Annotated in this window: 13 protein-coding genes; 11 read left to right on the top strand and 2 right to left on the bottom strand. The window is 32.2% G+C overall.

Annotation, left to right across the window (positions count from 1 at the left end):
* Positions 1–96: 96 nt before the first annotated feature.
* The 9 genes from ACQKNC_RS07330 (at position 97) to ACQKNC_RS07370 (ending at position 10,266) form a co-directional block, all read left to right on the top strand.
* Entirely contained in the window at positions 97–552 is a 456-nt protein-coding gene (locus ACQKNC_RS07330) for a hypothetical protein (RefSeq protein ID WP_427424187.1), read from the top strand.
* Between the two features lie 112 nt (positions 553–664).
* Positions 665–826 carry a terminase small subunit gene (locus ACQKNC_RS07335; RefSeq protein ID WP_427424338.1) on the top strand — a complete coding sequence of 54 codons (162 nt, stop codon included), beginning with the start codon at positions 665–667 and terminating at the stop codon, positions 824–826.
* A 527-nt stretch (positions 827–1,353) separates the two neighbouring features.
* Positions 1,354–1,953, top strand: coding sequence for a YpjP family protein (locus tag ACQKNC_RS07340; protein ID WP_427424188.1), 600 nt, complete (start codon positions 1,354–1,356; stop codon positions 1,951–1,953).
* Positions 1,954–2,572: 619 nt separating this feature from the next.
* Positions 2,573–5,143, top strand: coding sequence for a lipase/acyltransferase domain-containing protein (locus ACQKNC_RS07345; RefSeq protein WP_427424189.1), 2,571 nt, complete (start codon positions 2,573–2,575; stop codon positions 5,141–5,143).
* 15 nt (positions 5,144–5,158) lie between these two features.
* Positions 5,159–5,707 (top strand): hypothetical protein, encoded by a 549-nt coding sequence (locus tag ACQKNC_RS07350; protein ID WP_427424190.1) that lies wholly within the window; start codon positions 5,159–5,161, stop codon positions 5,705–5,707.
* Between the two features lie 820 nt (positions 5,708–6,527).
* Positions 6,528–7,028 (top strand): hypothetical protein, encoded by a 501-nt coding sequence (locus ACQKNC_RS07355; protein ID WP_427424191.1) that lies wholly within the window; start codon positions 6,528–6,530, stop codon positions 7,026–7,028.
* 440 nt (positions 7,029–7,468) lie between these two features.
* Positions 7,469–8,206, top strand: a complete 738-nt coding sequence (locus ACQKNC_RS07360) for a hypothetical protein (RefSeq protein ID WP_427424192.1) — start codon at positions 7,469–7,471, stop codon at positions 8,204–8,206.
* Between the two features lie 218 nt (positions 8,207–8,424).
* On the top strand, positions 8,425–8,847 hold the full coding sequence (locus ACQKNC_RS07365) for a hypothetical protein (protein ID WP_427424193.1): 423 nt from the start codon (positions 8,425–8,427) through the stop codon (positions 8,845–8,847).
* A 147-nt stretch (positions 8,848–8,994) separates the two neighbouring features.
* Positions 8,995–10,266 carry an oligosaccharide repeat unit polymerase gene (locus ACQKNC_RS07370; RefSeq protein WP_427424194.1) on the top strand — a complete coding sequence of 424 codons (1,272 nt, stop codon included), beginning with the start codon at positions 8,995–8,997 and terminating at the stop codon, positions 10,264–10,266.
* 185 nt (positions 10,267–10,451) lie between these two features.
* Here the strand turns inward: ACQKNC_RS07370 and ACQKNC_RS07375 are convergent, their stop codons facing one another.
* Positions 10,452–10,940 carry a DinB family protein gene (locus ACQKNC_RS07375; RefSeq protein WP_241603724.1) on the bottom strand — a complete coding sequence of 163 codons (489 nt, stop codon included), beginning with the start codon at positions 10,938–10,940 and terminating at the stop codon, positions 10,452–10,454.
* A 258-nt stretch (positions 10,941–11,198) separates the two neighbouring features.
* Positions 11,199–11,849, bottom strand: coding sequence for a FusB/FusC family EF-G-binding protein (locus ACQKNC_RS07380; protein ID WP_427424195.1), 651 nt, complete (start codon positions 11,847–11,849; stop codon positions 11,199–11,201).
* 417 nt (positions 11,850–12,266) lie between these two features.
* On the opposite strand from ACQKNC_RS07380, the gene ACQKNC_RS07385 reads away from it, so the two are divergent.
* Both ACQKNC_RS07385 and ACQKNC_RS07390 read left to right on the top strand, forming a co-directional pair.
* A complete protein-coding gene (locus ACQKNC_RS07385; protein WP_427424196.1) occupies positions 12,267–14,060 on the top strand; it encodes a S9 family peptidase in 1,794 nt (597 codons plus the stop codon).
* Positions 14,061–14,162: 102 nt separating this feature from the next.
* On the top strand, positions 14,163–14,798 hold the full coding sequence (locus ACQKNC_RS07390; protein WP_427424197.1) for a class I SAM-dependent methyltransferase: 636 nt from the start codon (positions 14,163–14,165) through the stop codon (positions 14,796–14,798).
* Positions 14,799–14,800 lie beyond the last annotated feature (2 nt).

The following is a 14,800-nucleotide window of genomic DNA, read 5'->3' on the forward strand; positions in this document are numbered from 1 at the left end:
ATACTAATAACTTTGGGTATATTGAGCAATATTAATTTGGTTATAACATACCACATTAAAGTCTTTTATATGAGAAAAGTGAATTATGGAATTTTTATGAAAAATGAAGAGTTACAGCTTATTGTAATCGAGTTTATTGATAGAAAAGCCATGACAAATGATGTAGGGAAGATTATTAAAGAGATTGGCGAGAAAATAGAAAAAGTATCTGATCTTGTTACAACTATAACCGATAATGAGTTGGTGAAAGCAAGTGGAGAAATATTTAAATTTGTGGATTTAGGTATCAAAGTGAATAATTGGATTAGTCAAAAAAGATTTGAACAATGTTTGAAAGGTTTTACAAATGACGAACCGACAGAACAACAACTAAATAAGCTGGAAAAATATATAGATTCTCAAGAGAAAGCTGAATTCGTAGTAAATATTTTTCGACAAGTTTTGTTGAGTAATTCTTCAAAAGCATCATTAATAATGGGGAGGATTTTGAATTCGGTCGTAAACGATGGTAATGAAGTTATGCTTTCACTAATTGAACGTACTGAATCTTAAACACTCTTTTGAGAGTGTTTTTTATTTTACTAAGCAACTAGCATAATGGGGTGATGCCATTGGGAAAGTAAAGAAATTAACACCGGAACAACAAGCGTTTGCTGACTACTATATTGAGTTAGAAAACGCTACTGAAGCTTTTATAAAAGCAGGCTATAACGAAAAAGGATCTCGAGATAACTCTGCACGACTGATAGCAAATGATAGCATAAAAGCCAATATAGATGAGCGTATAGAAGAATTAAAATTAAAAAAGATTGAAGCCAATTGTTAGCTCCAATCTTTCTTACTCACACATTCCTGTACACACGCCGCTTATTTTTATTTGCCCCAATTAGCCCCAGAGTAGCCCCATAATAGAGCCTCAACCAGCCCCAATTTAAAGCATTATTTTACATCATATTGCATTAAAAGAAATTCAGAAATAATAGCAAAAACCTTGATAACACGGCATTATACATACAAATAGTGATTACTATGCATTTTGACTAAATTAGTTCGTGAAGCATAAAGATGATAAGTAACCTAACATTAATAAAAGACCAATACCCATTACGATTTCCATGTTTTGTACCTCCTTTTAAAAAACGACACATTTATCCCGCATACTGCCAGCAAATGCCCGATTGGTTCGGAGCAACAGGATGATGGTCATACAAGTGTTTTCACAGGATGTGAAGTTTTTACTTTATACATAAATATTGTACAATGAATTATAGAAATATGAAACCTTTTATGGGCTTGTGCGTATATATAAGTAGTAGAATTACCAATTTGTACATAAAGAGAAGGTGTTAATTAATGAAGAAATGGGTTCAAAAAAGTATCGTCATAATGGTCGCGTTTTTAACATTTGGATTAATTACGCCAACACATGAGATATGGGAAGCATTTGATCAAAATCCATCTAATCGTGCTTCTATCGGACCATCAACTGGGACAAGCACTGCAGAGGAGACTGCGCTTCCGATAGAACAAACAGTTATACAAGAAGACCCGATTGACTATAGTGCGTTGCTCGTTGATGCGGCGAAAGAGCAATCCTACAAAAAATTTGGCACAAAAATCGGCCCAAAAATTAGCAATGAGTTTGACTCCATTATTTTCCCAAAAATGGAGGAAGCCATTGCGATGACAGTAGAAGGTTTAGACGATACATCCTTATCATCGTTAACAATTTCAGAAAAGCCAAGTGGTAACTATGGCGAAAAAATTTTTAATATTAGTAGCAATGCAACAGGCATGGATTTAATACGATTCCATGTCCGCACAGAAAAAAGACCACAGGAAGGCTATTATTACAACTTCCATTACCATAGTGCCGAAGACGACTTTATGGCACATAATAATTTAGGGGATATTTATTGGGAGAAAAACACACCTCCGAAATGGTTATCCTAAAGAAGTAGTGAGTAGGAGCAATTAAAATTTATATCGTAAAGTAAAGACCTCTCATTAATCGCAAATTGATGAGGGGTCTTTACTTTATAAGACTTGAGAACTCTGTAGGTAAGGATTCCTACATAAATCTAAAATTAAAGAACACATTTTTTAATTTAAATCAACTATTGTCTATATCTTTTTTTAAAATGAGAAAAAGATACTTGCCAAAAGAATTTATAGCGAAAAAATAAAATGTTTCACAAAATTCATTTAAGTTAATAAAATATCTGGCTATGCACAAAGAGAGAAGCATATTGTTTTTTGAAAAATAAAATTTTACAAGACATTTGATAATATTATTGGTAAAATATTACCTGGTAATATATACCCAATGGATTCATAAAAGTAAAAGCAGTATTATTGCCAATCAATTACAATGGATAAATGGATAGATATAAAATATATGAGTCTATGTGTTTAACTAAGGGTTGTAAATATTTGTAAGGATAGTATAGTTCAAGTGAATTTGTTGCCAACATGGATACGAAATAAACCAATACGAAGTATTTGAATATATTATACTTAGATACTGCATGTAAATTTGTGTCTGAATATATATAATATTAGGAGGAAAAAAATGTCTAGACAAATTGTTTTTGTACACGGAATTATGGGGAGTGTTTTGAAAGAAAAACAAAAAAAAGTTTGGCCAATTTTATTAACTGAGAGTTTTAGTTCGTCAAGATATGATATATTGACAAATTTAAATAATCCAGATATTACAGCAGCTGAAATTGAAAAACTATCGTATAAAAAACTCTCGAAATTCTTATCGCAAAACTCAGATAATTATACTGAATTTGTATATGACTGGAGAAAAAATAACCTAGATCATTTAGAAGATTTTTATTCGCTACTCGATGATAATGCTGATGAAATTATTATTATTGCCCATAGTATGGGTGGAATTCTGTCTAAATTAATGTTGAACAAATTTAAGGATAAGAATCAAGTATCAAAAGTAAGCAAAATAATCACAATTGGTACACCTTGGAGAGGTTCAATTGATTCTGTTAAGACATTAATGTTCGGTAAACAAATACCTGATTTTATTCCTTTCGCATTACTAAAAAAGGAAGCGAAGAAAATTTCGAAGTTCTTCCCTAGTATATATCAATTATTACCATCTGATGAGTATTTTCAAAATGCAAAGGACAGTGAGGGAAATGCTTGTTGCTGCTTCAACATTGGGGGGGAGGAGATAAATGATTTCGCAGACTTTTATTTAAAATGCATTAAAGATGATTTTGAAAAATATAAACATGAATATATAAAGGTTTTTGACGATTATTATGAGCTATTACATAAAGATATACCGAAATGGATTGAACATCATGAGATAATTGGTGTTGGTAAAAATACAATTTCAGCAATGAAAATTGACAATATAAATGATGCTTCTGCGGAGAGATATGATGGAGATGGAACTGTACCATTATTTAGTGCATATTCTAAAAAAGCTAAGCAGGCATATTTTGTTAATAAGGCAGATCATGTTGGACTAACAAAAAAAGAGTGTGTTCATCAACTTATAGATGATATCATAAACTGTAAGGCAGTTAGTGAAACAAATGAGATATTTATGTCCCTAGTAAGTCCATATTATAAGAAATTTAGCGGAAAAGTTATAAAAATTGCTTGCCCTGTAGAAGTTGCTGTACTTAATGATGATGGAGAAGCTATTTATGGTTCACTAGATTCTATTGATGAAGATATTTTTCAATTTGCCCGGAAGAATGAAAATATTGTTTATGAGGAATTAGGATCTACTAAATATGTAATCATAGATGAAGATGAAGAATCGTATGATTTAGATGAGTTGCAAGAAGTTGATTTAATAAGAATTCAAGCAACAGATACTGGTCCAACTTCAGTTGGGGTTGATTTATATAAGAATGGTGTTGTTAAAAAGAAAAAGTCATTTAAGACTTTTGAAATAAGTGTTGAAAAAGAAGCTGTGTTAAAGTTGGATGATAAAATTGAATCTAATAATCTTGAAATTAGATTAAATAACGGAGAAATAGAAGATGTTAAAAGTTTTATTATAGATGCTAATACTGAATTGCAATTGCCTCAAACAAAATTGAAAATTGTAAATAATAAAGATATAATTCTTGAAAAAGAAGCTCTAGATAATGTACATGTATTAGAAGATGACCTGATTTTAGCTCTTGAATCTTTAGTACGTGGTTCACAAGATATTGATCAAACTTTTGTTAAAAATGGTAATAAACTTTATATTTTCAATACAGATAAAAATTTAATAATACCGTTGAACGAGGGTATTAATGAAATAAGGTATTTTTCTAAAGATGTTGGTGGAAATTTCGAGAATGAAACAAAACTAATTGTTTATAAAATTCCTTCGAAAATATATGAATTGAATCTAGAATTTCTACCACATAAGTATATTTTGGGTCTAAAATATAATTTTAACTTCGAAAATTTGTTATCTAATTATGGTAAATTAGAAGACCATAAATTACAATGGGAAATAAATTTTAAAGAGGATTCATTAGATGATTGGATATTCTATACGGAAAAAGAACGAGTTATAGAAGTTAAATATAAGAATCTCTTTAATGAACAAATTAACGATAAATTTGTTGTAGATGAATCTACAATTGCAAATATAATTGAAGGAAAGGTTGAAGAAGAAGAATTTAAGGAATTTTTGGATAAACTAAACTGTAAAGATGCAAAGGTTAAAATGCACATTGAGAATAGTTTTAGACAAAGAAAGATTATTACTGATAATTTAAGGAATGCACAAATGTTATCTTTTGAGGAGAAAAATCTAAATGTAGTAATTAAAAAATCTACAAAATATGAATTATGCTGGAATAATCTCACTGAAGAGGTTGATTTAGATTCTGTAAAAAAACTAAAACTTCAATTTTCTATTCTAGACAAAGACAATAAAGAGGTTAAGGGTCTAAATTTAAAGTATCTTTATACTTATAAAATTAATAACGAAATGAATTATTCCGATGAGTATGAAGTTGAATTTAATGAAAAATATTTATTGAACATAGAATTAGAAAATATTTCTAATTATAGCGATATATTGGATTGCTTCGAAATTAATGTATATGAACAAGAAACAGGAAGTAGCATTCGTATTCAAAAAATCTTGATTAGAAAATAATTAGGAGGAGATGCTATGGTGTATATATGGGTTAATTTGGTATTCCTAACTGCACTCTCTCTAATTATTTTTCTTGTAATTAAAAATTCGAAAAAAAATCTGTTTTTTAGTACTGCCGTTCAACATAACTTGATTTATTTTTTTTCACCATTAGTATTAATAGTGCTTAATTTAATACTTTGTATATTTTTAGATAGAAATTTTTTATATTCTTTAATATTTTTTATCATTGTTTTTTTTGTATTAATTTCTTTCATTAGAATAAAGGCTAAAATTTTGGAAATGAAAGAATTAAAACTATTTAAAAGTATTTGTTATTGTCTAAGTATGGAGTTAGAAATAAGTGAATTAGATTTTATAGTAAATGTACAGACTCGACATGGTACTGATGATAAAAAAACTATATTATTTAAAACTAAATATTTATTTAATGATATTGCAATATCATTGGATGAATTAAAAAGAGTTCAAAAAAATTTAACTAATCAATTTCATGTTTATGTAGAATTTAATTTCAAGGACTTAATATTAAAAGAAAATGGTAATGTACTTTATAAGACTTAAAAACCATAACTTGGAAAATCGAGGACAATCTTAATTGAACTACAGCCCAATTGATAGAATTTAACTAACAATTGAAGCTGTAGTTTTTATATGCCGAAAAATAAACGAATGTGAAAAATAATCTATATTCCTTTGAAATATTTCGGTTGCTCATAATTCTTATTGGAAAATTGTGTAAAAATGCTGATTGGTTATATCGTAATAAGTAATTAAATAAATTTTATTGTTTTTTCTGGTAAAAGTAGAGATACAGTCATTTCGTTTGTTCCTTCCAAATATGTGGGCCATAACAAGTGAATATTTTTCATTTTCAAACAACCCTTAATATTAAGTAGATTGAGGTGTAGATTGAGTAAATAATAATCATGAAATAATAAATGTTTTAATTGACATTTCCTAATATTTTTCGAGGTTTTCGTTAATTGCAGTACAATATTTTTCATTTCATCTAATGTTATTGGATAGTCAATAGCGTATATTTTTTAAAAATTTCGTAATTTTGACACTTGAAATCTCCTCTTTAATATCCAGTGGTATTCGAAATATACCAATGATTGTAAGTGTTATCAGTATTGTTTTGACATCTGAAACTAGTGATTGACCTATATTTATAGTTCATTAATTAGAATTTATAAAACATTCAAATACTTTTTCAATAGTTTGGTTTATATGAATAAAATTATTTTCAATAGAAGCAAGCTCACAGCCACTACATTAATAACCAAGAATAAAGTGGTATTCTTTCTACAACCGTCTATACAAGTATTTTTTTATTTTAATAAGATATACAGAAAGTAATATTTTTTTAGGAGGTGAATCTTTGTCAAATCAAACATCAACAAGTCAAAATAGAAAGTATACGATTACCACAGGACCATTTCTTGTTCCATTAGATGCTGCAGTTGGACAGCCTAATAATCGACTTGTGATTCTTATTAAAAACCCCACTAACAAAGCACTAGAGGCTGATGTTGTGATTGAATATTGCCCTTCTCTACAGCTTTCAAGGGAAGGAATAACACTTCCATTTATAACCAATGAGAATGAAAAACCTTTTCTTGAAGGACTTCCATCAACTGTTATACCTCCAAGGAGTTGTACTCGATTGGAATTTGATATTAGTTCTCTTGTAAATGGAATCCTTCATGTTAAATCTACAGGCGATTATTTAGTAGGAGAACGCCCATTACGGGGAAAACTTGAAATCGAAGTGGTTGGTGGTTCAGGCTTTACAAGTCCTACAAATCCTGGACTTTCTGTTGCAGATCCTTCCATGGTATTCCATTACGGTGATATGAAGGTTATCCTTTTTGGAATTTAGATTAATTGTAAAACATAAAACGAGTACAGGTTGCAAAAAAGCACCGTACTCGTTTTCATTTGTTGAAAGAAGGTTATCAGTTCTAGAGAGGATTACTTGAGTATATGATACGAGTACAAGCGAAACATTCCAATCGTTTTATTGTCTGAAGCTACTCAAGTTTCACAGGGTTTACAAGGCAAGGTCAGGTTTCCGAGTACACACGACTTTTAAGGTATCTATTGTTGATGATGTAGACTTTGAGATTGAAGAGATAAAGAATGACTCTAAGTTGTTAGGGAACAGTCTTGAATCATTGGTCATGGGTATTCACATCTAACAACCATTGATTCTATTTTTCAAAAGCAGGTGTTAATTGTACAAAATTCAATAATATGTAAAAATAATATTGATGTTTCGATAAATAATTACGATAAGATACATCAGTGGGAGGACATGAAGTGAAACTAAAAGGAAATATATTTTTTATTGGTCTTTTCTTATTAGTTATTTCATCAATACCATTATTTTATATGGCTCGAGAGGTATACATAGAATGGAAGATTGATAGCAAGTATTCGATTAAACAAGTTTATGAAGAACAGGGGCTTCCAACGACGATTGATCACCAGGATATCGAAGTAAATGGACGACATATAGAAATTAAAGAGGAGCCGACTGGTAAAAAGGCGAGTTTAACATTTTGGGATGAAGAAGCCGGTGTAGAAGCCGGTGATATTGTTAAACTTCACCTATTTGTAGATAATAAAGAGGTGACAACTGCGGATGAAATTTGGTTATCGAATCGAAATCAAAGCAGTCGTTATTTTTCGTGGCTCGATATACTGACTGTTAATGAAAAGATTGCTATCGTCCAAAGACTGACAGATGACGATACTAATATGGACGACCGAACGTGGAAGATTATTTGGATTGACGAAAAAGGTAAGGTGAAAGAAGATACCATTTCGTATCAATCACGAAAAGAAAATCCACTTGCTGTTCGTTTAATTGGTTACTCAGGTACAGATTTAATGATGATGGGCTACTACTCAGATATATTGACTGTTTACCCAACTTTTTTATTCCCGTTAATGTTTCCTTTCGGATCAGTTATTATGGGTATTCTACTATGTATAATTGCTCTTTTTCAATGGAGGAAGCAATATAAATTGGAAAGAGCAAATGACTCGGGTTAGAATTTGCATATAATTAAATTGCTCATATGAATCTAGCAAAATTGTATTCAGGGGTCATCCTTTTATGCTTACAATTAAGAGTAATAGTTGAGCAAGTACCGAATAAAGTAGGCATCTATTCTTATAGTAGATGCCTACTTTATTTATTTTTAAACCATCCATTTTTTTACTTAAAACCCGAAAAACGTTTTAATATTTTTAAGGGGGATATACATCAAATGAAGAAAAAAATAATTGTTAGTTTTATAGCTTGCTTATTAATAGTATCTGTCTCAGTGTACATTTTTGATGAATACAAAACAAAAAACCTTGTAAAAACTTTTCTCCATACAAATAAATTAAGTGAAAATAAGATTTGTATCTTAGATGAATTAACGGTAACGATGACAAACATTGATAAAAGTAATCCAGCTTTTTCAACTTTAAAACAAGCGTTGGAAGGGTTAGAAGTAAAACGGACTGACGCAAAATTCTCTTATATGGAAGGATATGTGTTCGTTATTTTTCAAAACAGCGCTTTCTACCAATTCTCTGTAAATGGAAACGGAACACTATTGTTTGATAGTAAAACCTATAAATTACAGGGGGAAGAATCCACTAAAGAATTGTTTATGATATTAAAAAAAGCATTGAAAAATTAGAGGTTAGAAGGTAAATTTTTTAAATAACTAACAAAAATAGTAAGTATATATATAATAATCTATTTATATGATATACTATTTTTATTTTACATTATTGGAAAATAACTTAAAGTTTGGGGGAGAAAGCATCTTAGGGTGTGAAAGGATATGAAACAATTTTTTAGAAAATTAAATAAAATCGATACTTTTTCGCCGTATTTCTTTTTACCATTTATTTTACTGCTATATTTCTTTACTAGTATGTTTGATTGGCATAGGTTTGAACTGTTCAATTTACATGTTTCCATTTGGCCGGCAGTCATTTTAGCAGTTATTTGTTATTACATAGGTGTTTACGTTATAGATAAGATGAAATGGACAATCCCTTCATTCGGTCTGTCGTTTTTAGGCAAATATGTGATTCATTTCATCGTTTTTCTTACGTTACTTGGTTTATGTTCGTACATATTGATGGTTTTTGGAAGCGGCCTTGGTATTTCGGATGAATCAAATCGCCGAAATCTAAATCCGAAGCTGAACTTCTTTAGTCAATTACTATGGTTTGGAGCTTTATTGTTACTATCCTATAAAATGATTTTGGAAAAGCAGATGACGTGGAAAAAAGGGCTCATCTACGGCGCTATTTATGCAGTAGTCATGTTTTTATTTGTGTTAGTAGCTTATCGAACACCATTAATTATCATGCTATTCACAGGGCTCATCATTATCCACTACGTAGTAAAAAGAGTAAAATTAACGTGGTTTTTAACAACGCTGTTAGTTATTGGTGTAGCTTTCTCGATGTTTAGTTTTATTCGTGTGTTAACGGAGGACAGGTCATTAGAATTTAATAGAAGAGACCAGCCTGATGTGGAGCTAACGGAAGAGGCAAGAGATCAGCTGTTAACGGCTGAACAAAAGGTCAACCAAACGCCGTTATGGGTGCGTGCATTAAATGAAGAAAGTGTAACAGGGCATATTGTGTTAAGTACAATTATGGAGTATACACAGGAGAACGGGTATTTAAACGGTGATATCCATAAAGGTATCTTTACTACAATATTACCTGGTGAGCAAGTTTCACCTCGTATGAAGGTAACAGAGGTTGTCAATTCCGTAAGTGTGGAGAAGGGTAGAGTTATTACACGTGGAAATCGCACAACTACACCGACCTTTATCGGTCAATTATTTTTAGATGGAGGCTATTTATTAGTAGCAATTGGCTTCTTTTTATACGGTGCTTTAATTTCATTAATTTATAATAAAGTGAAGCAAGAGGGTATACGAAGTTTCCATTCTGTCGCCTATGCATTTACTATTACAGTATTTACGGTATCTATGCATACAGGTTTACTCGATTTAATCTTTGTTTTAATGCTTGGCTTTGTTATCATCGCATCGTCGATTATAAAAGTAGATCAAAAGCAGCTTCGGTATTAATAAAGACTATCAAAAAGCCTTCCCCTTAACGGAGAAGGCTTATTTTATCTGAACATAAAGCTTGATGTAAAAAATAAAGGCTGTTTTCTCAAAGATTGTTGCTACTACCATTTTAATAAGGACAGCGACGCTTCTTCAACAATCGCGCCCGTTAATGGAATAACTGTAAAGCTAATGAAGCTTTTTTAAAAGCTGCGTTTCCCTGCCCAGGCTCCTTGCATTTTACTGAGGAATACAATTTGCCCAATATGATATGCGTTGTGCATTGCTAAACTCTTCAGTTCAAGCACTAATGGATTGTCATCGGGAATCGGTCTATACAAATCTTCTAGTTCTGATTTTGCTAGTATTTTTTCAAGTTCACGATGAACAGAAAAGTATTCTTGTTTTGTTTCCTTCCAATTTGGAAAGGTCTCAGTTGGTAATCGATATGTAGCGTCATTATTTTCTGCCTTTGGTTCATTTGCTGTTTCACCAAGAAAGCGTAACAGAATTCTCTTTTCATAGAAAAGTAAATGACAAACTAATTCCCAAATGGAATGTGCCCCCTCAACTGGTTTCCAAATTGCCTGTTCCAAAGTAATATTCTCTAGTACTTTTTCAAGTGGTGGAAACCAGTCTTCTTTATCTAAGCAGCTTGCCCATTGTTGTAACAAAAGTGTCCTTACATCCATTTTCTATTTCCTCCAATCATATATAATCGCTTTGTTCAATATTCATTTGGGGCGTGTTGTTTTGGCATAACTAATAATTTCGAGATGAACCATCTGATTACCTCCCTTACTCCACAATCTGGCCCGATTGTTGAATAACAAGGTAAACACCACTCTTCAACTAAACTGCCCTGTTAGTGAATAGCAACAATCTTTTCGAAAACAGCCAAAATAAAAAACAGTGGGGATGAAGAATACCCCACTGATTAAAGTTTTACTTTATTGAGTGATGCGATTGAAAAACGCTTTTGTTTTTTCTATATCCGTTACATGTCGATTGCATGTTTGGCTATCAGCGCAAATGTAATTACTATAACTTGTGAACGTTCCAACGACTTGACCTTTTACGGACGTAGTAAATTGGCCAACATCTGAATGGCGGTTACATATAGCACATATTCCGCGAACTGTATTGTTGGAGAATGTACCTTTAATAGCTTTTAGCTGTTCATCTTGTTCCATCACGACATATTTTCGATGTGTTCCAGGATCATCCCATGCTAAATAACAAATCTCCTGAAAATCCATTTCTTCAAGCTTCGGTAGCTTGAGCTTTTTTTCTTTTTTAAATAGGCTCTTTAGTGTGCTTGCAGTGATTGCTTTAAATGGGATGACGTATGGTTTAACTTGCTCTATATACGCTTCCCCCTGTGCACGATCCGTCACATTAAAAAGCTGTTCAATAAGCTGAGCTTCAACAGTGGACAGCGCTAATTTTGCCGTAATTTCACTTTCAACAATACCGTGTACGGCTAGGATAACGTTTTTATCCTTTGTTGTTGCGAGTGTTTGTATAATTTTATTCATTTGCTGTTCGAGTAAATGATAGTTTGCGACCGTTAAAAACGGCTGAATTGTTTGTTTTTCCATTTGAATTCACTCCTGAATAGTAGGCTTTTAATAAAGGTTTACGGCCTAAAGAGATCATTCAATTATGTTATTTACGTTAACTTTTTCTAGACCTCTTTGACCTGTAAAGTGTTTGGTCTAGAGCAAGCATTACAAAAGAATGCGTCCATTTCGATTCCTCCTTGAAAAGAAGACTATTCTTATCATAACATTTTTTAGGAAATGGATAAAGTTAAAAATATTCAGATATTTATATTGTATTAAATGGTATAATAGTATTTATTAGGATAGCCAGCATAGCTTGTTGAAATCGATTCCGACTGGGCGGGGCGTTCGATGAGCGATTGGGCAACAAGGCTGTTGGTCACGAAGGCGTAATCTCAGGAAAAGGGATGGAAACCTTTAACAGAAAAAATTATAAAGAAAAGAGGATAGTCTATGATTCAATTTGAAAAGATGAACACAAAGCATTTTTTGCAAAGTTTAACAGTAAGTGATTTTGCAATTTGCCCTGATGAAAAGCAGATGGTATTAAGTACGAATTTTAATGGATATTTTAATCTATGGGGAATGGATTTAGAGAAAAAATTTCCATATCAAATGACTTTTAATAATCAAACGTCGGATTTTATTAAATATTCGAAAACAGGTGATTTCCTTTTAGCTGGATTTGATAAGGATGGCGATGAGAATAGTCAAATTTATGCAATTTCACCTGAGGGAGGAAGCCTAGTACCAATTCGCTATAAAGAGGGAGAACGTCATTTCTACTCACATTTGACTGAGGATGGTAGACATCTTTATTACTCGACTACAACTGGAAATTCGACATATTTAAATAGTTTAGTTTATGACATTGAGAGTGGAGAGGAAAAGTTACTTATAGAGGGTAGTATTGCACCTACTTTTATCGCTACAGTTAGCCCAGAGGAACAATCATTTGTTTATATTAAACAGTTTGGTAATACGCATTCCTTAGCATATGTACAGATTGATAGTGAGGAAGTATTGCTTACACCATTAACGGATAAGCAGCATACAGTTTCCGATTTAGTGTATACTTCTGAAACGGAAATTTATTTTTTAACAGATTACGATGATAATTTTAGCTACTTAGCAAAATTTGATATTCAGTCAAAACAATTTACAAAGTTGCTTCAATTAGAAAAAGAAACCTTTACAAGTATTAATTATTCGAAAGAAGAGCATGCACTATATATTGTTGGTTCCTATGGTGTGGAAGATCGGCTTTATCGTTATTCAGTTGCAGATGGGAAAAATGAAAAAATCGAAATACCTGTTGATATTATTGAGAAAATGGTTATTATGCCAAGCGGACATTTATATTTGCTTGGAAAAACGGCAACGAAGCCAAATAATATTTTTGTTTCGAAGGAAATGGGTAGTTCTTGGTTGGAGTTAACTCACTATAGAGTTCCAGGTGTTCGAGACGAGGATTTGGTGGAACCCGAAGTGCTACGTTATCCATCATTTGATGGTTTAGAAATTGAGGCACTCTTGTTCAAGGCGAAGGAAGAAAATTCGAATGGCTATGTTATTTTATGGCCACATGGTGGTCCACAATCAATTGAACGTAAATCATTTCGACCTATGTTCCAATTCCTAGTTAACCAGGGATACACTATTTTTACGCCTAACTTTAGAGGCTCATCTAACTACGGTCTAGACTTCATGAAAATGGTAGAGGGCGATTGGGGTCATGGTCCACGTCTTGATAATATTACTGGGATTGATTGGCTTATTGAGAAGGGCTATGCGGATCCTGATAAAATGCTGCTTTTAGGTGGCAGCTATGGCGGCTATATGGCACTGCTATTACATGGTCGCCATGCAGATTACTTTAAAGCAGTTGTCGATATTTTTGGACCAAGTAATTTGTTCTCATTTATTGAGTCTGTTCCGGATTTTTGGGCGCCATATATGAAGCAATGGATAGGAGATCCAGAGAAAGACAAGGATAGATTAATAGCCGATTCACCAATTACGTATTTAGATGGCATGACGAAACCGATGTTAGTAATTCAAGGCGCGAACGATCCACGTGTAGTGCAAAAGGAATCTGACCAAATCGTTGCTGCATTGAAGGACAAGGGACGAGAAGTTGGATATATTGTGCTAGAGGATGAAGGACATGGGTTCTCTAAAAAGGCGAATGAAATTTACGTGTATGAGAAAATACTCGAATTCTTTAATACACATATCATTTTATAAACGGCGGCGTTAATTATTTATTTCTCGAATTAAACAACGTTATTATCTTTATACAAATAAACTTTCAGACTTGTAATCGATGGAAAACATAGGAGGACTTTAATGCTACTAAATCAACAAGGATTTAATTTATGGGCTGATGGTTATGATAAAACGGTTCAGCTAAGTGAAGAAAGCAATCAATATCCATTTGCAGGATATAAAGCAGTATTAAATACGATTTTTAACGAGGTCATGTCCATTCCGAAATCTACTGTATTAGACATTGGATTTGGCACAGGGGTATTAACAGCAAAGCTTTATGATAATGGTCATACTATCAATGGAATCGATTTCTCCTCGAAAATGATCGAAATCGCTAAAGAAAAAATGCCTGATGCAAACTTAATGGAATGGGATTTGTCAGAAGGGCTGCCAACAGAGTTCCTCCATCAAAAATATGACGCCATTATTAGCACCTATGCACTACATCATTTTACTGATGAAATGAAGGTGCAATACATTACAGCCTTATTGCAGCAGCTAACATCTGCAGGCAAAATTTTAATCGGCGATATTGGGTTTGAAACAAGAGAGCAGCTTGAAAAATGTCGTCAAGAAAGTATTGATTATTGGGATGATGATGAATTTTACTTTGTTCATGAGGAAATTAGCTACTTATTAAAAGGAGTGTGCCAATTAGAATTTCACCCAATTTCGCATTGTGGTGGGGTTTTTGTACTTTCGAATTTTGATTAGGA

It is taken from the genome of Lysinibacillus sp. NPDC094177 (assembly GCF_050279145.1).
Lineage (GTDB): Bacteria > Bacillota > Bacilli > Bacillales_A > Planococcaceae > Lysinibacillus.

Bases quoted from the DNA above. Each gene is read 5' to 3' on its own strand.
- ACQKNC_RS07330 (WP_427424187.1), top strand. From the start codon at position 97: ATGAAAAATGAAGAGTTACAGCTTATTGTAATCGAGTTTATTGATAGA.
- ACQKNC_RS07340 (WP_427424188.1), top strand. From the start codon at position 1,354: ATGAAGAAATGGGTTCAAAAAAGTATCGTCATAATGGTCGCGTTTTTA.
- ACQKNC_RS07345 (WP_427424189.1), top strand. From the start codon at position 2,573: ATGTCTAGACAAATTGTTTTTGTACACGGAATTATGGGGAGTGTTTTG.
- ACQKNC_RS07350 (WP_427424190.1), top strand. From the start codon at position 5,159: ATGGTGTATATATGGGTTAATTTGGTATTCCTAACTGCACTCTCTCTA.
- ACQKNC_RS07365 (WP_427424193.1), top strand. From the start codon at position 8,425: ATGAAGAAAAAAATAATTGTTAGTTTTATAGCTTGCTTATTAATAGTA.
- ACQKNC_RS07370 (WP_427424194.1), top strand. From the start codon at position 8,995: ATGAAACAATTTTTTAGAAAATTAAATAAAATCGATACTTTTTCGCCG.
- ACQKNC_RS07375 (WP_241603724.1), bottom strand. From the start codon at position 10,940: ATGGATGTAAGGACACTTTTGTTACAACAATGGGCAAGCTGCTTAGAT.
- ACQKNC_RS07380 (WP_427424195.1), bottom strand. From the start codon at position 11,849: ATGGAAAAACAAACAATTCAGCCGTTTTTAACGGTCGCAAACTATCAT.
- ACQKNC_RS07385 (WP_427424196.1), top strand. From the start codon at position 12,267: ATGATTCAATTTGAAAAGATGAACACAAAGCATTTTTTGCAAAGTTTA.
- ACQKNC_RS07390 (WP_427424197.1), top strand. From the start codon at position 14,163: ATGCTACTAAATCAACAAGGATTTAATTTATGGGCTGATGGTTATGAT.